This is a genomic window from Escherichia sp. WS2035, from assembly GCF_046487065.1.
Classification (GTDB): domain Bacteria; phylum Pseudomonadota; class Gammaproteobacteria; order Enterobacterales; family Enterobacteriaceae; genus Escherichia; species Escherichia coli.
On record NZ_JBJQKD010000014.1, the window covers coordinates 1 to 20,683 of the forward strand.

Sequence of the window (20,683 nt, forward strand, 5' to 3'; positions counted from 1 at the left end):
CGCGGTGGTCCCACCTGACCCCATGCCGAACTCAGAAGTGAAACGCCGTAGCGCCGATGGTAGTGTGGGGTCTCCCCATGCGAGAGTAGGGAACTGCCAGGCATCAAATTAAGCGAAAGGCCCAGTCGGAAGACTGGGCCTTTTTGCATATGTGCGGAATAAATGCCGGATGCGACGCTGGCGCGTCTTATACTCCCACATAAGCCAGATTCAACAGCGAATACGTCTTCCCCAAATTGCCCACTTCCATACTTCCTCCTTACCAGAAATCTATCCTTAAGCTCCTTAATAACCATTTTCCTGCTAACTAAATTCATGGTTAAGGTTGTATAATGATGCGCAACAAATGTATAACATTTTCTTTACCAAAAAAAATAAACAAAAGCGACCGACAAAAGCATCGGATTACGGCAGGAGACATAATGGCATGGCTGAAAGTACTGTAACGGCAGACAGCAAACTGACAAGTAGTGATACTCGTCGCCGCATTTGGGCAATTGTTGGGGCCTCTTCAGGTAATCTGGTCGAGTGGTTCGATTTCTATGTCTACTCGTTCTGTTCACTCTACTTCGCCCACATCTTCTTCCCTTCCGGGAACACGACGACTCAACTACTGCAAACAGCAGGTGTTTTTGCTGCAGGATTTCTGATGCGCCCAATAGGCGGTTGGCTGTTTGGCCGCATAGCCGATAAACATGGTCGCAAAAAATCGATGCTGTTATCGGTGTGTATGATGTGTTTCGGCTCACTGGTTATCGCCTGTTTGCCAGGCTACGAAACAATCGGTACCTGGGCTCCGGCATTATTGCTTCTCGCGCGTTTATTCCAGGGATTATCCGTTGGCGGAGAATATGGCACCAGCGCCACCTATATGAGTGAAGTTGCCGTTGAAGGGCGCAAAGGTTTTTACGCATCATTTCAGTATGTGACGTTGATCGGCGGGCAACTGCTAGCTCTACTGGTTGTCGTGGTTTTACAACACACCATGGAAGACGCTGTACTCAGAGAGTGGGGATGGCGTATTCCTTTCGCGTTAGGAGCTGTGTTAGCTGTTGTGGCGTTGCGGTTACGTCGTCAGTTAGATGAAACTTCACAACAAGAAACACGCGCTTTAAAAGAAGCTGGATCTCTGAAAGGATTATGGCGCAATCGCCGTGCATTCATCATGGTTCTCGGTTTTACCGCTGCGGGCTCCCTTTGTTTCTATACCTTCACCACTTATATGCAGAAGTATCTGGTAAATACTGCGGGAATGCATGCCAACGTGGCGAGTGGCATTATGACTGCCGCATTGTTTGTATTCATGCTTATTCAACCAATTATTGGCGCGCTGTCGGATAAGATTGGTCGCCGTACCTCAATGTTATGTTTCGGTTCTCTGGCAACCATTTTTACCGTTCCTATTCTCTCAGCATTGCAGAACGTTTCCTCGCCTTATGCCGCTTTTGGTCTGGTGATGTGCGCCCTGCTGATAGTGAGTTTTTATACTTCAATCAGTGGAATACTGAAGGCTGAGATGTTCCCGGCACAGGTTCGCGCATTAGGCGTTGGTCTGTCATATGCGTTCGCCAATGCTATATTTGGTGGGTCGGCGGAGTACGTAGCGTTGTCGCTGAAATCAATAGGAATGGAAACAGCCTTCTTCTGGTATGTGACCTTGATGGCCGTGGTGGCGTTTCTGGTTTCACTAACATTGCACCGTAAAGGAAAAGGGATGCGGCTTTAGTGACGGGTCAGTTGCCAGACGGTATAGCCGGTGCTTGCACCGGCGATATCCCAGGCAAAATCCTTCCAGCTCCAGCCGCTCCCCTCAGGGCGGCTATCCCAAAGCTCTTTTGACGCCCCCAGACTGACAGAGAACATCAATCCAAACATGGCACTGCGATCCCGGCTCATCCCCTGATGCTGTGAATATTCATTTCCGGCGGCGGAAAGCATCGCCGAGGCGATAAAGTGTTGAGCTTTATCCTGCCCGCTCCAGTTATCGTTAGCCATATGGCTGCATCCAGAAAGTAACAATAGCGAACAGACAAAAAGAATACGCAAAACGTGGCCTCCAAAAAACAAACCCCGTACAGGACGGGGTTGTGATTACAGGATGCGGCTAATTAATCGGTCGATGCGGATACGGCGCAAACGGCGGATGAGTTTACGAACCTTCACCGGATAATCGGCAATACTTTGCAGATCGCGGTAGTGCTTAACGATGGTGGTATGCTCGCGGATCAGATCCAGTTCTTTCTCTCGCTGTGGCGCAAGCTCCAGTTGCGGATCGTGGATCAAAATGGCGTTTTCCAGATCCAGACGCCAGGCGCGCGGGTTCAGGTTATTACCGGTGATCAAAATCCACTTATCATCAACCCACATCCCTTTCAGGTGATAGGTGTTGTCGTCATCTTTCCATAACCGAACTACTAACTGGTCAGTGTTGACGTAATACTGTAAACGACTCAGGAAACGACGCAGATTGATCTCATAGAGATAAGGCAATGCGCCAATTATCTTGAAAGGTTCATCTTCCGGAATGTAGAAGTCATTCGCGGTTTTATCACCAACAATAATTTCGACCTTTTTCCCTTCGCGCAGCAACTGGATAATATTGCGCACAAGGATTGCTGGTAGGTTGAAGTAAGGTGTGCAGATGGTTAGTTTCTGCTCGGCACAAGGCATAAGATGGAAAATAGTCTTGTTCAACAGACTCGATTTCCCCAGCCCCACTAGCGGCGTTACGGAAAGCTGATCGTTGTCGGCATCGCCCTGGAAATGATAAGCGGCATCACGCAGCTCCTGGCGGAACAGGCGAATGTCGTTCTTGATTTCCGGGCTTTTTGGCCGATTAACATCATCCAGACGATTAACGCCGCGGCCATTCATAATATTCTGTGTAACCCATTCAAACATAATGTCTGACATCTTACGGTTACGGATCAGATGATAACGGTCGTAGCGATATTTATCGTGCTGATGCAGGTAAACATCGTTCAGGCTGGCACCGCTATAAAGTACGCTATCGTCGATGATAAAGCCTTTAAAGTGCAGAACACCAAGGGCTTCACGGGTATTGATTGGAACGCCATAAACCGGAACATTTACGCCCGGATTTTCCTGCGCCATGCGGCAGTACCAGTCAGCGTTAGTGTTAGATGCCGCAGCGCCAATGCGTCCACGTTGTGCACGATGCCAGTCGACCAGCACCCGCACATCCAGTTCCGGACGCTGCCTTTTAGCCTCATACAACGCGTTCAGAATGCCTTTGCCACCGTCATCCTGTTCGAGATACAGGGCAACAATGCAAATGCGCTGCTTCGCGCTGGCTATTTTTTCCAGCAACGTCTCCCGGAAGTCGGCGGGAGCGTAAAAGAAATCGACATCATCAACTGATTGAGAAATCTTGGGTAGTTGGGCAAGGTGTTGTTGATGTTTATTACGCTTAAATTTTGACAACATCACAGTGCATTTCTTCTCTGTTCATTGAAGGGTCCTCTGTGCAATGCAGACGACATAAGCGGGCAATAATAACACCAGTCCCGATTAAGTGGTCAACATTTCCAGTACCTTACTCATGATTCCTCGCGCTGGGCAAGACTTAGCGTAAGCCCAACGATCCCCTCTTCGAGCTGGATATCAACGTTAAACCCGAGCTTGCGGGCCAGCGCCACCATGCCACGATTGTTTGGCATCGTAATACCATTCAGACGTTGTAGTCCGTGATCTCGCGTATAGGTAATCAACTTTTCCATTAAGCGTCGACCTAAGCCTAACCCTTTAAGATCCGAGCGAACCAGTACGGCAAATTCGGCATCGATGTTATCAGGGTCGGAGATCGCACGTGTGACGCCGAGGATCTCTTCCGTTTGATCAATTCGTCGTACCGCTACAAATGCCATTTCCCGATCGTAGTCGATCTGCGTCATGTTGGCTAAATCTTCATGGGTAAATTCGTTGATCTCGCTAAAGTAGCGGTAATAAAGATCTTCTTTGGTGACTCGCGAAATGAATTGCTGAAGCTGTGGCTCATCTTCTGGCAAAATCGGGCGGAACAAGCAGCGTTCACCGTTTTTCAATTCTACCCATTCTTCCAGCTGATGCGGATAAGGGCGCACAGCCAGTCGGCTCTCGTTATCACCTTCAAACGGCGCGATATCCAGCGTGACATCCAGCGCGGTAAATTCACTGCCAGAAGCCAGCAAAGGATGAATATCCAGACGCTGAATTTCCGGGCAATCGACAATCAAGTTGGAAACCTGCACCAGAAGCTGGCTCAAGCCTGCAACATCCAATGGGCGTAGCGCACTGCGCGCACGAATCTTTTTACTTTTGATCCCCTGAATAACCAGATAGCGGGCCAGGTTCATGTTCAGCGGCGGCAGTGCGACGACGGCTTGATCTTCAGGACGCCACTCCACACCGCCTTCACCCAGCATGATCAACGGCCCGAAAACCGGATCGTGCTCAACCACAACCCGCAACTCCTGAGCGCCAGCACGGTTAGCCATACTTTGCACCAACAGGCCGTGGACCCGCGCCTGCGGCCAGGCCATTTTTACGCGATCGAAAATAGCGTTTGCCGCTTGCTGGACTTCATTGGCTGTACGTAGGTAGAGCATGACGCCCTGAACTTCCGATTTATGTGGAATATCCGGCGAGCGCAATTTCAGTGCCACCGGATAGCCAATCTGTTCGGCAATATGTACCGCTTCGGTGCTATCACTGGCAATCCAGGTAGGGAGAGTATTCATACCATACGCTTGCAGGATGGGCTGAACTTCATGGGTATCGAGCGACGTAGCCCCTTCGGCAATCGCCTGTTGCAACAGAAGATGCGCTTCTGCGGTATTGGAAGTCAGATTGCTGGGCAACGCCGGCGTTTCGCGTAGTTGCTTCTGATTACGCCGGTACTCGACCATATGCATAAAAGCAGTGATGGTTCCTTCCGGAGTACGGTAGGTCGGCAGCCCGGCTTCGCTGAATAAACGTCGTGCCTCTTGCGAGGAGTGCTCGCCGCACCAGTTCGTCAGCAAAGAGACATATTTGCTGCGGGGATGATGCTTTACCGCTTCAATTAATACTTGCGCGCTTTCTGTTGCGGGAGCAGCGGCGCTGGGCGAATGAATAACCATCAGCGCATCAAAATCCTGGCTGTGGAGCAGAATGTCCAGCGTTTTGACATAATGCTCGCTGCTGGCGTCATCGCGCAGATCGAGCGGGTTAGAGATTGCCACATGCCCTGGCAGTGCATCGCGCAGTTTCTGGCAGGTTTCTTCGCTTAGCGTTGCCAGCTTGCCATTGCGTGACCATAAGGCATCCAGCGCCAGCGCGGCAGGCGCAGCACCGTTGCTGATAATCATCAACCGGTCGCCACGCAGCGGGCGCATATGGCTAAGGGTTTCCACCGCCGAAAACAGTTCGTGGGTGTCCTGTACCCGCAACAAACCGGCACGCTGAATAGCTGCATCCCACGCCGGATCCATTCCTGCCGTGGTGTTCAACAGACGTTGAGCCGCCGGGCTACGTCCGCTTTTAATCACCAAAATCGGTTTATTGCGCGAGGCACTACGGGCTGCCGAAACAAAGCGTCGCGCGTCGCTTAACTGTTCGAGATAGAGCAGGATGGCGCTGGTTTTACTGTCGCGCGCCAGATAGTCGAGCAATTCATCAACGTCGATATCCAGGCTGTCGCCGAGCGCAATAAAGTAGGAAAAGCCCATCTCACGCTGTTGCGCCCAGTCGAGGATGGTGTTGGAGACAGCAGCCGATTGCGAAATAAACGCCAGCTTGCCGCGTTTAATCGGCACAGGCGAAAAGCTGGCATTCAGACCTTGCCAGGGAGCCAGTAAGCCCAGACTGTTTGGTCCTAGCAGGCGCATGTTATGGCGCAGGGCGCAGGCGCGGAGATCTTCGTGTTGCGATGCCGGGGCGGAAAGAATAATGCAGGTTTTACAGCCTTTCTCGCCGAGCTCTTCCAGAAGAGCAAGATTACGGCTGGCATTGGTACATAAAACCGCAAGGTCGGGTGTAAAGGGCAAGTTGGCAATATCCGGCCAGGCCAACACACCCAACACCGCTTTCCAGGCTGGCGTCACCGGGAGTACCGGTCCGTTAAAGCCTCCCGCCAGCAGGTTACGCATCATCAGGTAACCTGCGCGATTGGGTTTCATCGATGCGCCAATTACCGCAATCGATTTTGGTCGCAGTAGTGCTTCCAGTCCTCGCTGACTCATACCGGTCTCCCGCAGAAGTGACCGAATGATTTTAAACGCTTTCTAACTGTTCTGCTGTGATGCTTCCCGGATGTTGCGTTTTTCCTGCCAGATAGCGTGTTTTAAAGCGGGTAAAATGCTCGCCTAACCCTGTCGCCGCCCTGGTATCGCCGGCCATATCTAACAGTGCGATGGCTACCTCGGCAGTACAATATTGGCCTTCAGCCTGGGCTTCACGCAGGCGATAGGCAGAAAGCCGAGAAAGATCGACGGAAATGACGGGAAGATTATCCAGATACGGACTTTTACGAAACATCTTGCGAGCTTCTGGCCAGGTACCATCGAGCATGATAAATAGCGGAGGCTTATCGGCAGGTGGTGTGAAGATCACTTCCCGTTGCTCATCAACATACGAAGCGGGAAAGACCACCATTGGCTGATAGTCTGGGTTTTGCACCAGATCCAGCAAATCTTGCGAGGGTTCGGTACGCGACCATTGAAACGCAACGGTATCAGGCAAAATATCAGCAATCAGACGCCCGGTATTACTGGGCTTCATTGGCTCGGTGTCGAACATCAGCAAACAGAAGTGACTTTTTGCTTGTGCTGGGGTAATTGTCGAACAGAGACATAATTTCTCTGGCAAAAGACAGCGTTGGCAGCGACGAACGCGATTACCGCGGGCAAGAAAAGGACGTGTTGCGCGCGCAATACGCTCGGCGCGTAACTGGAGAACAGCGTTTTCGGTCATAAGAGAGCGTCGAAAAAACGCCATTGTCGCAGAGGAGAAAACGGGGCACAAGATGCGCCCCGGTAAGATTAAAGAGATTCGTTCAGCCAGCTGTCGAACGGCGCTTTCGGTACTGCGCCATTAAGCATGTCGACAACCTGACCGTTTTTGAAAATCATGATCGTCGGTATACTACGAATTCCAAAGCGACTGCTCAATTCACGTTCAGCTTCGGTATTCACTTTCACAAAGCGCACTTTACCGCTACGCTCTTGCGCGACATCTTCAAAAATTGGTGCGAAATTACGGCAGGGGCCGCACCACGGTGCCCAGAAGTCGATCACCACAGGTAGATCATCTTTCAGCAATTTGTCGAGCGTTTCACCGGTCGCATTAATCACCTCTCCGTCAAACAAGTCGTGACCGCAGCGTCCGCATTTTGCCGCATCTTCGATCCGATCGTCGGGAATGCGATTGATGGCCTGACAATGGGTACAAACGGTATTCATAACTAACCTCGGGATGAGTAAGGAGACTTATCGGCAACGACGCCGGTATGTTTCTAATATGTTACATATTATCGGGGACATTGTTCCAGACAACAATCTGTTTTATTCAATGGGTATGATAGACACAGGCTTTGGAACGAAATCATGGCGAACCGCGCGCACTTCGGGTAATCTGCGCGCTTCGCGCAGCGCTGGTGGAGAAAAGCATGAACGATGAAATGAAAGGTAAAAGCGGCAAGGTCAAAGTGATGTATGTCCGCAGTGATGATGATTCTGATAAACGTACCCACAACCCGCGTACCGGGAAAGGGGGCGGGCGTCCAGGAAAATCTCGTGCTGACGGTGGCCGTCGCCCCGCCCGCGATGACAAACAGAGTCAGCACCGTGACCGCAAGTGGGAAGATTCGCCGTGGCGCACGGTTTCCCGCGCGCCGGGTGATGAGACGCCGGAAAAGGCCGATCACGGTGGCATCAGTGGTAAAAGTTTTATTGATCCGGAAGTTTTGCGTCGTCAGCGTGCGGAAGAAACCCGCGTCTACGGCGAAAACGCCTGTCAGGCACTGTTCCAGAGCCGTCCGGAAGCGATTGTTCGCGCCTGGTTTATCCAGAGCGTAACGCCACGTTTTAAAGAAGCCTTGCGCTGGATGGCGGCAAACCGCAAAGCGTACCATGTGGTGGATGAAGCGGAACTGACAAAAGCGTCAGGCACGGAACATCACGGCGGCGTTTGCTTCCTGATCAAAAAGCGTAACGGTACAACCGTGCAGCAGTGGGTAAGCCAGGCAGGCGCGCAGGATTGTGTACTGGCCCTGGAAAACGAATCTAACCCGCATAACCTGGGTGGCATGATGCGTAGCTGTGCGCACTTCGGCGTGAAAGGTGTTGTGGTGCAGGATGCAGCACTGCTGGAGTCTGGGGCGGCTATCCGTACCGCAGAAGGCGGCGCAGAGCACGTTCAGCCGATTACTGGCGACAACATTGTTAACGTGCTGGATGATTTCCGTCAGGCGGGTTACACCGTAGTGACAACTTCCAGCGAGCAGGGTAAACCGCTGTTCAAAACCAGTCTGCCAGCGAAAATGGTACTGGTGCTGGGTCAGGAATATGAAGGGTTACCGGATGCCGCACGCGATCCGAACGATCTGCGCGTGAAGATTGATGGTACTGGCAACGTTGCCGGGCTGAATATCTCTGTCGCAACCGGCGTTCTTCTTGGCGAATGGTGGCGTCAGAATAAAGCCTGATAAATCAGCCGGGTGGCAACTCTGCCATCCGGCATTTTCCCGCAAATTTACTCACTCTCTGCCGGTAATACTGGCATCCAGTCAATCGGCGTCTCGCCACGTTGTTCCAGCCACTGATTTGCCAGCACAAAATGGTTGCAGCCAAAGAATCCACGATGCGCCGAAAGCGGCGACGGATGCGGTGCTTTCAGTACATGATGGCGTTGCTTATCTATAATCGCCCCTTTCTTTTGCGCATGTGATCCCCACAACAAAAACACCACGCCTTCGCGATGCTGATTTATGAGGCTGATGACTTTATCAGTAAACGTCTCCCAGCCGAGGCTGGCGTGGGAATGCGCCTGACCAGCGCGAACCGTCAAGACGGTATTGAGCAGCAGAACACCCTGACGCGCCCAGCTTTCAAGATAACCATGATTAGGGCGGGTGAAACCGGGAATAGTATTTTCCAGCTCTTTATACATATTCAGCAGTGACGGTGGTGTCGCAATGCCGGGGCGAACGGAAAATGCCAGACCATGCGCCTGTCCTGGTCCGTGATAAGGATCCTGACCGAGAATCACCACTTTAACGTCACCCAACTCCGTAAAGCGGAACGCGTTAAAGACATCTTTTTGTGGTGGATAGATAGTGACGCCGGACTGCCGCTCGCTGGCGACGGTCTGAAGGGTATTAAGAAAATAGGGTTGCTGCTTCTCTTCAGCCAGCACATCATGCCAGGTTAATTCGTTAGCCATCTCGCTCTCCTGCGAATCTTTAATCCGCCTAGCTTAACTGCTTCTTTCTACAGAACAAAATCATGCTCATTTTATAGACAAAAAGACATGCAAAAAAATGTAAATTGGTAAAATTTCACATCTGCATAAGTTGATGTAAAACAATAAAATCCATTTGTGACCACACTTGATATGTGGTTTTTATTGATTTAAATCAAAGAATCAAGGGTGTTTGAGGAGTATATATACACTCAAGCAACAATGGTTTTACCAATTGGCCGCGACAGGCTGAACAAATCAAATAATTTTGCCGGGGAGGCATCACATGATTACAGGTATCCAGATTACTAAAGCCGCTAACGACGATCTGCTGAACTCTTTCTGGTTGCTGGACAGCGAAAAAGGCGAAGCGCGTTGCATCGTTGCGAAAGCAGGTTTTGCAGAAGACGAAGTGGTTGCAGTAAGCAAACTGGGTGACATTGAATACCGTGAAGTTCCAGTAGAAGTGAAACCAGAAGTTCGCGTTGAAGGTGGTCAACACCTGAACGTTAACGTTCTGCGTCGTGAAACTCTGGAAGATGCAGTTAAGCATCCGGAAAAATATCCGCAGCTGACCATCCGTGTATCCGGTTATGCAGTTCGCTTTAACTCTCTGACTCCGGAACAGCAGCGCGACGTTATCGCTCGTACCTTTACTGAAAGCCTGTAAGGCTTAAGTAGCAAGTTACTAAGCGGAAGAGGGCGACCTCTTCCGCTTTTTTTCGTTAATAGAAAATGCGTACCGCGCAATAGACCAGCAACAGGGCAAGCACGATATTTAACTGGCGACCATACTGGCGAAACAATCGCTGAAACAGATGCCCCGCCAGCGCCCAGCACACATTGCCAAACGTCCCAATCATCGCCAGCAAAACGCTGACGCCAACTACCCAGCTTAGCGCCTGTGTTTGCGGCAGAACAAACGTCGACAGTGCCGTAACACCGTACAAAATGATTTTGACGTTCACAAACTGCAAAGCAAAGCTGGCCCAAAAGCTGATTGGTTTTGCCTGAAGTCCGTCTTCCTTTGTTGGGCTGGTGGCGATTTTCCACGCCAGCCAGACAATATATGCCGCCCCCGCCCAACTCAAAAGGTGTACCGCTGCCGGGTCAATCACTGCCAGTGAAAATGAAATGCCCGCACACAGTAACATCACAATCAAAAATCCCAGACTCATCCCTGCCAGCACACGGGTACTTTGACGAAATCCATGCGACGTAGCAGAGCTAAGGGCGAGAATATTGTTCGGTCCTGGCGTCATGGCGGTAATCAGGGTGTAAGTCCAAAAAGCACTTAAAAGGGTCGGTGTCACTTGTTATCTCCTCTGTTTTGGTAGACAGTACCCGACACGGAACATTTAAAAAAATGAATGTTTTTACATTCTAAATTCGATATTTTCGATAGGTTTGGGGTTATGGATCTGCGCCGTTTTATTACGCTTAAAACCGTGGTGGAAGAGGGTTCCTTTTTGCGAGCTTCGCAAAAATTGTGCTGTACACAATCGACGGTGACTTTTCATATTCAGCAGCTTGAGCAGGAGTTCTCGGTACAATTGTTTGAGAAAATTGGTCGACGAATGTGCCTTACCCGCGAAGGAAAAAAGCTGCTGCCGCACATCTATGAACTTACCCGAGTGATGGATACGCTTCGTGAGGCTGCTAAAAAAGAGTCGGATCCGGACGGGGAACTACGCGTTATTTCAGGCGAAACGTTGCTCTCTTATCGAATGCCGCAGGTGTTGCAGCGTTTTCGGCAACGCGCTCCAAAAGTGCGTTTATCGTTGCAGTCGCTGAACTGTTACGTGATCCGTGATGCGCTACTGAATGATGAGGCCGATGTCGGGGTTTTTTATCGCGTAGGGAATGATGATGCTCTGAACCGACGAGAGTTGGGTGAACAACCGCTGGTGCTGGTGGCTTCACCGCAAATTGCAGATGTCGATTTTACTGAGCCGGGAAGACATAACGCCTGTAGCTTTATTATCAACGAACCACAATGTGTCTTCCGGCAGATATTTGAGAGCACGCTGCGCCAGCGGCGGATCACGGTGGAAAACACCATTGAGCTTATAAGTATCGAAAGCATCAAGCGTTGTGTCGCGGCAAATATCGGAGTCAGTTACCTGCCGCGTTTTGCGGTAGTAAAAGAGTTGGAGTGCGGAGAATTAATTGAATTGCCTTTTGGCGAACAGTCGCAGACCATTACGGCAATGTGCGCTCACCATGCCGGAAAAGCGGTTAGCCCGGCGATGCACACTTTTATTCAGTGTGTTGAAGAGTGTTTTTTGCCGGGATAAAAACAATGCCGGGCTTAAACCCGGCATTGAGATTACTCTTCTGTCGTTTGCGGTGGCACGCCCGTTCCGCTTGGTTTACGGCGCTTACCAATATTTTTAGTGTCGCGATGGCGTTTTTTCACCCGCGGCTTCTCTTTCTCTTTAGCTTTTTTCTTCTCGGCACGTTTAGCCAACACTTTCTTCGATGGCTTGCCGGTCTGCTTCTCGCTTGGCGCACGCGTTTTCGGACGTAACTCATCAATTACGCGAGCTTTAATTGGCTCTTCAATATAACGGCCAACTTTGCCCAGCAGCAGATGGTCATGGGCTTCCACCAGCGAAATCGCGGTGCCTTTACGACCGGCGCGCGCGGTACGTCCGATACGGTGCAAATAAGTATCGCCACTGCGCGGCATATCGAAGTTAAAGACGTGGCTGACGTCAGGAATGTCGATACCGCGCGCGGCAACATCGGTAGCAACCAGTACGTTTACGCGGCCTTCGGTCAAGCGTTTAATCGCTTCGTTACGCTTGCCTTGTACCATCTCACCTTCGAGATAGCAGTTGTTGATGCCTGCTTCGCGCAGCCAGTTTGCCAGCTCATGCACACGCTCACGCTTACGCACAAACACAATTGAGCGGGTCGCTTCCGGCTGTTTTAACAGATGCACCAGCAACGCGGTTTTATGCTCAAGATCATCGGCGCGGTAATACCACTGATGAATTTTTTTGCGCTCACGGGTGGACGGATTGGCAGAAACTTCCACCGGATCTTCCAACAGACGCTCGGCAAAGTCCTGAATCGCATCGCCTTCCAGCGTTGCCGAAAAGAGCAGGGTCTGTTTACGCCAGCGCGTTTCGCCAGCAATATGTTCGATATCCTGGGCGAAGCCCATATCCAGCATACGGTCTGCTTCGTCGAGGATCAGCGTTTCAACCGCGCGGCAATCGAAGTTCTCTTCTTTTATGTATTGCAGCAGACGTCCGGTCGTGGCGACCACAATGTCCTGGTTTTCGCTGAACACTTCTGCGTGGTTCATATAGGCCACGCCGCCGGTGATGGTGGCAATATCCAGATGCGTATGTTTCGCCAGTTCGCGGGCATGATCGGCCACCTGCATCGCCAGCTCGCGAGTTGGGGTGAGGATCAAAATACGCGGCGGACCGGATTTCTTACGTGGGAAATCGAGCAGGTGCTGCAACGCTGGCAGCAGATACGCCGCCGTTTTACCGGTGCCTGTCGGCGCAGAACCGAGTACATCACGGCCATCGAGCGCAGGCGGAATGGCGGCAGCCTGAATGGCGGTCGGGCGAGTGAAACCTTTATCCTGGAGGGCTTCCAGCAGGCTTTCGTCGAGTTCAAGTTCGGAAAAAGTCGTTACAGTCATGTTCTACCTCTGTGTGGGGCGCTGATTATAGACGTTACGGCTGCAATCTTCATCTGTTTGTATGGATATCGCTTCTCGGGTATTGTTCTCACCCGGTGCTATCGCCGTTTTTCCTGCAAGGTTTTATTTTCATGTCACAGTCTACATCCGTGTTTCGTCGTAATGGATTTACTTTTAAACAGTTTTTTGTTGCTCACGATCGCTGTGCGATGAAAGTGGGAACGGATGGCATTTTGCTGGGCGCATGGGCACCGGTAGCTGGGGTAAAACGTTGCCTTGATATCGGCGCGGGTAGCGGGTTGCTGGCATTAATGCTGGCGCAGCGAACAGATGACAGCGTGATGATTGATGCAGTTGAACTGGAAAGTGAAGCTGCCGCGCAAGCGCAGGAAAATATCAACCAGTCCCCGTGGGCAGAGCGGATTAATGTCCATACGGCGGATATTCTGCAGTGGATCACACAGCAGACAGTACGCTTCGATTTAATCATCAGCAACCCACCTTACTATCAGCAGGGAGTAGAGTGCGCGACACCTCAACGGGAACAGGCTCGCTATACCACTACGCTTGATCACCCATCGTTGCTGACTTGTGCGGCGGAGTGCATTACCGAAGAGGGATTTTTCTGCGTGGTGCTGCCAGAGCAGATTGGTAATGGTTTTACTGAACTGGCATTAAGTATGGGCTGGCATTTACGTTTGCGGACGGATGTGGCGGAAAACGAAGCGCGACTGCCGCATCGGGTGCTGCTGGCATTCTCCCCGCAGGCGGGAGAGTGCTTTAGCGATCGCTTAGTCATTCGTGGGCCAGACCAGAACTATTCCGAAGCGTATACGGCGCTGACCCAGGCTTTTTATCTGTTTATGTAATGATTGCCGGCAGAAAGGATCGATGGACCGGAATGCGTGAGCAGTTCCGGATAATCCAGCGTGAAATGCAGGCCACGGCTCTCCTTGCGCATCATCGCACAGCGAACAATCAACTCGGCAACCTGTACCAGATTACGCAGCTCCAGCAAATTATTTGAGACGCGGAAATGGGCGTAATATTCGTCTATTTCTTGTTGGAGCATGGTTATCCGCCGCAGGGCGCGTTCCAGGCGCTTCGTTGTGCGAACAATGCCAACGTAATCCCACATAAACAGACGTAGCTCGTGCCAGTTATGCTGAATTACTACCCGTTCGTCAGGGTTCTCAACGCGGCTTTCATCCCACGGCGGTAACGTACTGACGCCGTGGGCATAAGGTATACGTCTGCTGATATCTTCTGCCGCCGACCAGCCATAGACCAGACACTCCAGCAATGAATTCGAGGCCATGCGGTTAGCGCCGTGTAAGCCGGTATAACTCACTTCGCCAATGGCATACAAACCCTCGACGTCCGTACGCCCATGATCATCAACCATTACACCACCGCAGGTATAATGTGCAGCAGGCACAATCGGCACGGGTTCTTTCGTGAGATCTATCCCCAGCCCGAGCAATTTTTCATAAATCATCGGGAAATGCTGGCGAATAAAATCGGCGGGCTTATGGCTGATGTCGAGGAACATACAATCTGCGCCGAGGCGTTTCATTTCATGGTCAATGGCGCGGGCGACAATATCGCGCGGGGCCAGTTCGCCGCGCTCATCAAAATCGGGCATAAAACGCGTGCCATCCGGGCGCTTGAGATAAGCGCCTTCGCCGCGCAGTGCTTCCGTTAACAGGAAATTGCGTGCCTGTGGGTGATACAGCGCGGTAGGGTGGAACTGATTAAATTCGAGATTGGCAACCCGGCAGCCTGCGCGCCACGCCATAGCAATGCCATCGCCAGAAGAAATATCCGGATTGGTGGTGTACTGATAAACTTTTGAAGCACCGCCGGTTGCCAGTACCACTGCTTTTGCGTGGCAGGTTTCAACCGTTTCTTTATTTCGGTTCCATACCCACGCGCCAACAACCCGTCGCGTGCCCGGCAGGCCAATTTTGTCAGAAACAATCAGATCAACCGCGTTGCTGCGCTCCAGCACGCGAATATTCGGATGGTTCTGCGCCTTGCCCACCAGCGTGGTTTCTACTTCTCTACCGGTGGCGTCGGCGGCATGAAGAATACGACGGTGACTATGTCCACCTTCACGAGTCAGATGGTAGCTTTCTTCGCCATTCGGCTGAATGTGGGTATCAAACAACACCCCCTGGTCGATTAGCCATTGCACACAGGATCGTGCATTACTGGCGACAAATTCAACTGCATGGCGATCGCAAATACCAGCCCCGGCAATCAATGTGTCTTCCACATGCGAGTCAATGCTGTCAGTTTCATCAAACACGGCGGCAATACCGCCCTGGGCATAAAATGTTGAACCTTCCGTTACCGGGCCTTTACTTAGAACGATGACCTGATGCTGGTCAGCCAGGCGTAGCGCCAGTGAAAGTCCAGCTGCGCCGCTACCGATAATCAACACGTCACATGAATGTTCAGGGAGAGTATTCATTTTCTTTGTTTAATTTACTAAACACTGTTTGGTCAGCATAACATCATGTTGTGCAAATAAACACCTGCTATTTTAATATTTGTTACAGTGACTAAACACGCTGGCTCAGGGCGGCGAGAAAAAGAGAAGTTACTGGCTGGTGGAGGATTAGGTGGTGAAATAAAAAGGCCGTTGGGTTACTCTTCAGGCAGTTAAATGGGCATTTCTACACAGATAATGCGATGTTCAGATTCTGTAGACTTATAATGATAGATAATGATCCGTCTACAGCATGACAAACAAAAACAGATGCGTTACGGAACTTTACAAAAACGAGACACTCTAACCCTTTGCTTGCTCAAATTGCAGCTAATGGAGTGGCGTTTCGATAGCGCGTGGAAATTTGGTTTGGGGAGACTTTACCTCGGATGAGCGAGCAGTTAACGGACCAGGTCCTGGTTGAACGGGTCCAGAAGGGAGATCAGAAAGCCTTTAACTTACTGGTAGTGCGCTATCAGCATAAAGTGGCGAGTCTGGTTTCCCGCTATGTGCCGTCGGGTGATGTTCCCGATGTGGTACAAGAAGCTTTTATTAAAGCCTATCGTGCGCTGGATTCGTTCCGGGGAGATAGCGCTTTTTATACATGGCTGTATCGGATTGCTGTAAATACAGCGAAAAATTACCTGGTTGCTCAGGGGCGTCGTCCACCTTCCAGTGATGTGGATGCCATTGAAGCTGAAAACTTCGAAAGTGGCGGCGCGTTGAAAGAAATTTCGAACCCTGAGAACTTAATGTTGTCAGAAGAACTGAGACAGATAGTTTTCCGAACTATTGAGTCCCTCCCGGAAGATTTACGCATGGCAATAACCTTGCGGGAGCTGGATGGCCTGAGCTATGAAGAGATAGCCGCTATCATGGATTGTCCGGTGGGTACGGTGCGTTCACGTATCTTCCGAGCGAGGGAAGCTATTGATAACAAAGTTCAACCGCTTATCAGGCGTTGACGATAGCGGGATACTGGATAAGGGTATTAGGCATGCAGAAAGAACAACTTTCCGCTTTAATGGATGGCGAAACGCTGGATAGTGAGCTGCTTAACGAACTGGCTCATAACCCAGAAATGCAGAAAACCTGGGAAAGCTATCACTTAATCCGTGACTCAATGCGGGGTGATACTCCCGAGGTGCTCCATTTCGATATCTCTTCACGCGTGATGGCCGCCATTGAAGAAGAGCCAGTACGTCAACCGGCGACATTGATCCCGGAAGCCCAGCCTGCGCCGCATCAATGGCAGAAAATGCCATTCTGGCAGAAAGTACGTCCGTGGGCGGCACAGCTTACCCAAATGGGCGTAGCAGCATGCGTATCGCTTGCAGTTATCGTTGGCGTCCAGCACTATAATGGGCAATCTGAAACGTCCCAGCAGCCCGAAACGCCAGTATTTAATACACTGCCGATGATGGGTAAAGCCAGCCCGGTTAGTCTGGGAGTACCTTCTGAAGCGACCGCAAATAATGGTCAACAGCAGCAGGTACAGGAGCAGCGTCGTCGCATTAATGCAATGTTGCAGGATTACGAACTGCAACGCCGACTCCACTCTGAACAGCTTCAGTTTGAGCAGGCACAAACTCAGCAAGCCGCTGTACAGGTGCCAGGAATTCAAACTTTAGGAACGCAATCGCAGTAATGAAGCAACTTTGGTTTGCCATGTCATTAGTGACAGGTAGCCTGTTATTCTCTGCTAACGCCTTGGCCACTCCCGCGTCCGGGGCGTTATTACAGCAGATGAACCTGGCCAGTCAGTCACTGAATTACGAGCTGTCATTTATCAGCATCAATAAACAGGGTGTTGAGTCTCTGCGTTATCGACATGCACGCCTCGATAACCGTCCTCTTGCACAATTGTTGCAAATGGATGGCCCGCGCCGGGAAGTGGTACAGCGCGGCAATGAAATCAGCTATTTTGAACCGGGACTTGAACCGTTCACGCTTAATGGCGATTACATTGTTGATTCTCTGCCATCGCTCATCTATACCGATTTCAAACGCCTTTCTCCTTACTACGACTTTATCTCTGTCGGGCGCACGCGTATTGCTGATCGTCTTTGCGAAGTCATTCGTGTGGTTGCCCGAGATGGTACACGCTACAGCTACATCGTGTGGATGGACACCGAATCGAAATTACCGATGCGGGTTGATCTCCTTGATCGCGATGGTGAAACGCTGGAACAATTTCGCGTGATTGCTTTTAACGTCAATCAGGATATCGGCAGCAGTATGCAGACGCTGGCGAAGGCAAATTTGCCGCCGTTGCTTTCTGTTCCTGTTGGTGAAAAAGCTAAATTCAGCTGGACGCCAACCTGGCTGCCACAGGGTTTTAGCGAAGTTTCCAGTAGTCGACGTCCGCTACCGACGATGGACAACATGCCTATCGAATCACGTCTCTATTCCGACGGATTATTCAGCTTCTCGGTAAACGTTAACCGCGCTACGCCATCGAGCACCGATCAGATGTTGCGCACCGGACGCAGAACCGTCAGTACAAGCGTACGTGATAACGCCGAAATCACCATTGTTGGTGAACTGCCGCCGCAAACGGCGAAACGCATTGCCGAGAATATTAAGTTCGGGACAGCGCAATGATCAAAGAGTGGGCTACCGTCGTCTCCTGGGAAAACGGGCAGGCGCTGGTCAGTTGTGATGTTAAAGCCTCATGCAGCAGCTGCGCTTCACGCGCCGGTTGCGGTAGCCGTGTGTTGAATAAACTTGGCCCGCAAACCACGCATACCATTGTCGTACCCTGTGATGAGCCGCTAGTGCCGGGGCAAAAAGTGGAATTGGGGATCGCCGAAGGCAGCCTTCTTAGCTCCGCATTACTGGTTTATATGTCGCCGCTGGTGGGATTATTCCTCATCGCTTCGCTATTTCAGCTACTCTTTGCTTCTGACGTCGCAGCATTATGTGGTGCGATCCTCGGCGGTATTGGTGGGTTCCTGATTGCGCGCGGCTATTCGCGTAAGTTTGCTGCCCGGGCAGAATGGCAACCGATCATCTTAAGCGTGGCATTGCCGCCTGGCCTTGTGCGATTTGAAACATCTTCGGAAGACGCGAGCCAGTGATTTCACTGGCTTTGTTGCATTTTGCATAACAAATGCGAGGACGTTTCCATATACCACAATCCATACGGTATGAACATTTCCTCGCCTCAATGTTGTAGTGTAGAATGCGGCGTTTCTATTAATACAGACGTTAAGCTCAGAACAGCGACTTCTAAAAGCCTGGTTAACCGGGCATTAAGGCACAATAATCATACTTTATGAAGAATATACGTAACTTTTCGATCATAGCTCACATTGACCACGGTAAATCGACGCTGTCTGACCGTATTATCCAGATCTGCGGTGGCCTGTCTGACCGTGAAATGGAGGCGCAGGTTCTCGATTCCATGGATCTTGAGCGTGAGCGTGGCATTACCATCAAAGCGCAAAGCGTGACGCTGGACTACAAAGCGTCTGACGGCGAAACCTATCAGCTTAACTTTATCGACACCCCGGGCCACGTAGACTTCTCCTATGAAGTTTCTCGTTCGCTGGCTGCCTGTGAAGGTGCATTGCTGGTGGTCGACGCCGGGCAGGGCGTAGAAGCGCAAACCCTGGCAAACTGCTACACCGCCATGGAAATGGATCTCGAAGTGGTGCCGGTACTGAACAAGATTGACCTGCCGGCAGCCGATCCTGAACGCGTGGCGGAAGAAATTGAAGATATCGTCGGCATCGACGCCACCGACGCGGTGCGCTGTTCAGCGAAAACCGGCGTTGGCGTGCAAGACGTTCTCGAACGCTTGGTGCTCGACATTCCGCCGCCGGAAGGCGATCCGGAAGGCCCATTGCAGGCGCTGATTATCGACTCCTGGTTCGACAACTACCTGGGCGTTGTTTCACTTATCCGTATTAAAAACGGCACCCTGCGTAAGGGCGACAAAGTGAAAGTCATGAGCACCGGGCAGACCTATAACGCCGATCGTCTGGGCATCTTCACGCCGAAGCAGATTGACCGCACTGAACTGAAATGTGGCGAAGTAGGCTGGCTGGTATGTGCGATTAAAGATATCCACGGCGCTCCAGTAGGCGATACCTTAACACTGGCGCGTAATCCGGCAGAAAAGGCGCTGCCTGGCTTTAAGAAAGTCAAACCTCAGGTATATGCTGGTCTGTTCCCGGTAAGTTCCGACGACTATGAAGCCTTCCGTGACGCGCTGGGTAAACTCAGCCTGAACGATGCCTCACTGTTCTATGAGCCGGAAAGCTCCAGCGCGTTGGGCTTTGGTTTCCGCTGCGGCTTCCTTGGCCTGCTGCACATGGAGATCATCCAGGAACGTCTGGAACGTGAATACGATCTGGATCTGATCACCACTGCGCCGACTGTAGTGTATGAAGTTGAAACCACGTCAAGAGAAGTTATCTACGTCGACAGCCCATCCAAGCTGCCAGCGGTAAATAACATTTACGAACTGCGCGAGCCGATTGCAGAGTGTCACATGCTGCTGCCGCAGGCATATCTCGGCAACGTTATTACGCTGTGCGTAGAAAAACGCGGCGTGCAGACCAATATGGTTTACCACGGTAATCAGGTGGCGCTGACGTACGAGATCCCGATGGCGGAAGTGGTGCTCGACTTCTTCGATCGCCTGAAATCTACCTCGCGTGGTTATGCGTCTCTGGATTACAACTTCAAACGCTTCCAGGCGTCCGACATGGTACGTGTAGACGTATTAATCAACGGTGAACGTGTTGATGCATTGGCGCTGATCACCCACCGTGGTAATTCGCAAAACCGCGGTCGCGAGCTGGTGGAGAAGATGAAAGATCTGATCCCACGCCAGCAGTTTGATATCGCCATTCAGGCAGCGATTGGTACGCACATCATTGCGCGCTCCACCGTGAAACAGCTGCGTAAAAACGTACTGGCTAAATGTTATGGCGGCGATATCAGCCGTAAGAAAAAGCTGCTGCAGAAGCAGAAAGAAGGTAAGAAACGCATGAAGCAGATCGGTAACGTCGAGCTGCCGCAGGAAGCGTTCCTCGCCATTCTGCACGTCGGCAAAGACAACAAATAACCCTTAGGAG

Annotated in this window: 20 protein-coding genes and 1 rRNA gene; 12 read left to right on the top strand and 9 right to left on the bottom strand. The window is 51.2% G+C overall.

Annotation, left to right across the window (positions count from 1 at the left end; all coding sequences use genetic code 11):
- A 5S ribosomal RNA gene (gene rrf, locus ACJHX4_RS20080) occupies positions 1–102 on the top strand; the annotation flags it as partial.
- Positions 103–427: 325 nt separating this feature from the next.
- Positions 428–1,726, top strand: coding sequence for an alpha-ketoglutarate permease (gene kgtP / locus ACJHX4_RS20085; protein WP_000852119.1), 1,299 nt, complete (start codon positions 428–430; stop codon positions 1,724–1,726).
- Here the strand turns inward: kgtP and ACJHX4_RS20090 are convergent.
- The 5 genes from ACJHX4_RS20090 to trxC all read right to left on the bottom strand — a co-directional run bounded on the left by ACJHX4_RS20090 (position 1,723) and on the right by trxC (position 7,439).
- Positions 1,723–2,046, bottom strand: coding sequence for a YfiM family lipoprotein (locus ACJHX4_RS20090; protein ID WP_001467872.1), 324 nt, complete (start codon positions 2,044–2,046; stop codon positions 1,723–1,725). The two genes, kgtP and ACJHX4_RS20090, sit on opposite strands and share 4 nt — an antisense overlap.
- Positions 2,047–2,091: 45 nt before the next feature.
- The gene (pssA, locus tag ACJHX4_RS20095) at positions 2,092–3,447 is read right to left on the bottom strand and encodes a CDP-diacylglycerol--serine O-phosphatidyltransferase (RefSeq protein WP_001312028.1); all 1,356 of its coding nucleotides are present in this window, start codon (positions 3,445–3,447) and stop codon (positions 2,092–2,094) included.
- Positions 3,448–3,560: 113 nt separating this feature from the next.
- A complete protein-coding gene (gene patZ / locus ACJHX4_RS20100) occupies positions 3,561–6,221 on the bottom strand; it encodes a peptidyl-lysine N-acetyltransferase PatZ (RefSeq protein ID WP_000082935.1) in 2,661 nt (886 codons plus the stop codon).
- 31 nt (positions 6,222–6,252) lie between these two features.
- Positions 6,253–6,951: a tRNA-uridine aminocarboxypropyltransferase gene (gene tapT, locus ACJHX4_RS20105; RefSeq protein ID WP_332279017.1), complete on the bottom strand. Its 699-nt coding sequence runs from the start codon at positions 6,949–6,951 to the stop codon at positions 6,253–6,255.
- Positions 6,952–7,019: 68 nt separating this feature from the next.
- A complete protein-coding gene (gene trxC / locus ACJHX4_RS20110; protein ID WP_001098726.1) occupies positions 7,020–7,439 on the bottom strand; it encodes a thioredoxin TrxC in 420 nt (139 codons plus the stop codon).
- Positions 7,440–7,645: 206 nt separating this feature from the next.
- Here trxC and ACJHX4_RS20115 point away from each other — a divergent pair, with 206 nt between their 5' ends.
- Positions 7,646–8,683: a tRNA/rRNA methyltransferase gene (locus tag ACJHX4_RS20115; RefSeq protein ID WP_000997384.1), complete on the top strand. Its 1,038-nt coding sequence runs from the start codon at positions 7,646–7,648 to the stop codon at positions 8,681–8,683.
- 47 nt (positions 8,684–8,730) lie between these two features.
- Here ACJHX4_RS20115 and ung read toward each other — a convergent pair whose 3' ends face one another.
- A complete protein-coding gene (ung, locus tag ACJHX4_RS20120) occupies positions 8,731–9,420 on the bottom strand; it encodes a uracil-DNA glycosylase (protein ID WP_001262723.1) in 690 nt (229 codons plus the stop codon).
- A 304-nt stretch (positions 9,421–9,724) separates the two neighbouring features.
- Here ung and grcA point away from each other — a divergent pair, with 304 nt between their 5' ends.
- Entirely contained in the window at positions 9,725–10,108 is a 384-nt protein-coding gene (grcA, locus tag ACJHX4_RS20125) for an autonomous glycyl radical cofactor GrcA (protein WP_000627804.1), read from the top strand.
- Between the two features lie 55 nt (positions 10,109–10,163).
- On the opposite strand, the gene eamB is transcribed toward grcA, so the two are convergent.
- The gene (gene eamB / locus ACJHX4_RS20130) at positions 10,164–10,751 is read right to left on the bottom strand and encodes a cysteine/O-acetylserine transporter (protein ID WP_000189207.1); all 588 of its coding nucleotides are present in this window, start codon (positions 10,749–10,751) and stop codon (positions 10,164–10,166) included.
- Positions 10,752–10,853: 102 nt separating this feature from the next.
- On the opposite strand from eamB, the gene ACJHX4_RS20135 reads away from it, so the two are divergent.
- Positions 10,854–11,735 carry a LysR family transcriptional regulator gene (locus ACJHX4_RS20135; protein ID WP_001296304.1) on the top strand — a complete coding sequence of 294 codons (882 nt, stop codon included), beginning with the start codon at positions 10,854–10,856 and terminating at the stop codon, positions 11,733–11,735.
- Positions 11,736–11,767: 32 nt separating this feature from the next.
- On the opposite strand, the gene srmB is transcribed toward ACJHX4_RS20135, so the two are convergent.
- Positions 11,768–13,102: an ATP-dependent RNA helicase SrmB gene (gene srmB / locus ACJHX4_RS20140; RefSeq protein WP_000219193.1), complete on the bottom strand. Its 1,335-nt coding sequence runs from the start codon at positions 13,100–13,102 to the stop codon at positions 11,768–11,770.
- A 131-nt stretch (positions 13,103–13,233) separates the two neighbouring features.
- On the opposite strand from srmB, the gene trmN reads away from it, so the two are divergent.
- Positions 13,234–13,971 carry a tRNA(1)(Val) (adenine(37)-N(6))-methyltransferase TrmN gene (trmN, locus tag ACJHX4_RS20145; RefSeq protein ID WP_000083664.1) on the top strand — a complete coding sequence of 246 codons (738 nt, stop codon included), beginning with the start codon at positions 13,234–13,236 and terminating at the stop codon, positions 13,969–13,971.
- On the opposite strand, the gene nadB is transcribed toward trmN, so the two are convergent.
- On the bottom strand, positions 13,956–15,578 hold the full coding sequence (nadB, locus tag ACJHX4_RS20150; RefSeq protein ID WP_001094476.1) for an L-aspartate oxidase: 1,623 nt from the start codon (positions 15,576–15,578) through the stop codon (positions 13,956–13,958). The two genes, trmN and nadB, sit on opposite strands and share 16 nt — an antisense overlap.
- A 255-nt stretch (positions 15,579–15,833) precedes the next feature.
- On the opposite strand from nadB, the gene rseD reads away from it, so the two are divergent.
- From rseD to lepA, 6 genes are all read left to right on the top strand, one after another.
- Positions 15,834–15,989 (top strand): rpoE leader peptide RseD, encoded by a 156-nt coding sequence (rseD, locus tag ACJHX4_RS20155; RefSeq protein ID WP_001303621.1) that lies wholly within the window; start codon positions 15,834–15,836, stop codon positions 15,987–15,989.
- A complete protein-coding gene (rpoE, locus tag ACJHX4_RS20160; protein ID WP_001295364.1) occupies positions 15,986–16,561 on the top strand; it encodes an RNA polymerase sigma factor RpoE in 576 nt (191 codons plus the stop codon). The genes rseD and rpoE overlap by 4 nt, the downstream gene beginning before the upstream one ends.
- A 32-nt stretch (positions 16,562–16,593) precedes the next feature.
- Positions 16,594–17,244, top strand: coding sequence for an anti-sigma-E factor RseA (gene rseA, locus ACJHX4_RS20165; RefSeq protein WP_001168459.1), 651 nt, complete (start codon positions 16,594–16,596; stop codon positions 17,242–17,244).
- Positions 17,244–18,200 carry a sigma-E factor regulatory protein RseB gene (gene rseB / locus ACJHX4_RS20170; protein ID WP_000812028.1) on the top strand — a complete coding sequence of 319 codons (957 nt, stop codon included), beginning with the start codon at positions 17,244–17,246 and terminating at the stop codon, positions 18,198–18,200. The genes rseA and rseB overlap by 1 nt, the downstream gene beginning before the upstream one ends.
- A complete protein-coding gene (gene rseC / locus ACJHX4_RS20175) occupies positions 18,197–18,676 on the top strand; it encodes a SoxR-reducing system protein RseC (protein WP_000589057.1) in 480 nt (159 codons plus the stop codon). The genes rseB and rseC overlap by 4 nt, the downstream gene beginning before the upstream one ends.
- Before the next feature lie 197 nt (positions 18,677–18,873).
- Positions 18,874–20,673, top strand: coding sequence for a translation elongation factor 4 (gene lepA, locus ACJHX4_RS20180; RefSeq protein ID WP_247773283.1), 1,800 nt, complete (start codon positions 18,874–18,876; stop codon positions 20,671–20,673).
- Positions 20,674–20,683 lie beyond the last annotated feature (10 nt).

Excerpts from the sequence above, each read along its gene's own strand:
- nadB (WP_001094476.1), bottom strand. The coding sequence starts at position 15,578 with ATGAATACTCTCCCTGAACATTCATGTGACGTGTTGATTATCGGTAGC.
- rpoE (WP_001295364.1), top strand. The coding sequence starts at position 15,986 with ATGAGCGAGCAGTTAACGGACCAGGTCCTGGTTGAACGGGTCCAGAAG.
- trmN (WP_000083664.1), top strand. The coding sequence starts at position 13,234 with ATGTCACAGTCTACATCCGTGTTTCGTCGTAATGGATTTACTTTTAAA.
- srmB (WP_000219193.1), bottom strand. The coding sequence starts at position 13,102 with ATGACTGTAACGACTTTTTCCGAACTTGAACTCGACGAAAGCCTGCTG.
- patZ (WP_000082935.1), bottom strand. The coding sequence starts at position 6,221 with ATGAGTCAGCGAGGACTGGAAGCACTACTGCGACCAAAATCGATTGCG.
- tapT (WP_332279017.1), bottom strand. The coding sequence starts at position 6,951 with ATGACCGAAAACGCTGTTCTCCAGTTACGCGCCGAGCGTATTGCGCGC.
- rseD (WP_001303621.1), top strand. The coding sequence starts at position 15,834 with ATGATCCGTCTACAGCATGACAAACAAAAACAGATGCGTTACGGAACT.
- kgtP (WP_000852119.1), top strand. The coding sequence starts at position 428 with ATGGCTGAAAGTACTGTAACGGCAGACAGCAAACTGACAAGTAGTGAT.
- trxC (WP_001098726.1), bottom strand. The coding sequence starts at position 7,439 with ATGAATACCGTTTGTACCCATTGTCAGGCCATCAATCGCATTCCCGAC.
- rseB (WP_000812028.1), top strand. The coding sequence starts at position 17,244 with ATGAAGCAACTTTGGTTTGCCATGTCATTAGTGACAGGTAGCCTGTTA.
- grcA (WP_000627804.1), top strand. The coding sequence starts at position 9,725 with ATGATTACAGGTATCCAGATTACTAAAGCCGCTAACGACGATCTGCTG.
- ACJHX4_RS20115 (WP_000997384.1), top strand. The coding sequence starts at position 7,646 with ATGAACGATGAAATGAAAGGTAAAAGCGGCAAGGTCAAAGTGATGTAT.
- pssA (WP_001312028.1), bottom strand. The coding sequence starts at position 3,447 with ATGTTGTCAAAATTTAAGCGTAATAAACATCAACAACACCTTGCCCAA.
- lepA (WP_247773283.1), top strand. The coding sequence starts at position 18,874 with ATGAAGAATATACGTAACTTTTCGATCATAGCTCACATTGACCACGGT.
- rseA (WP_001168459.1), top strand. The coding sequence starts at position 16,594 with ATGCAGAAAGAACAACTTTCCGCTTTAATGGATGGCGAAACGCTGGAT.
- ACJHX4_RS20135 (WP_001296304.1), top strand. The coding sequence starts at position 10,854 with ATGGATCTGCGCCGTTTTATTACGCTTAAAACCGTGGTGGAAGAGGGT.
- rseC (WP_000589057.1), top strand. The coding sequence starts at position 18,197 with ATGATCAAAGAGTGGGCTACCGTCGTCTCCTGGGAAAACGGGCAGGCG.
- ung (WP_001262723.1), bottom strand. The coding sequence starts at position 9,420 with ATGGCTAACGAATTAACCTGGCATGATGTGCTGGCTGAAGAGAAGCAG.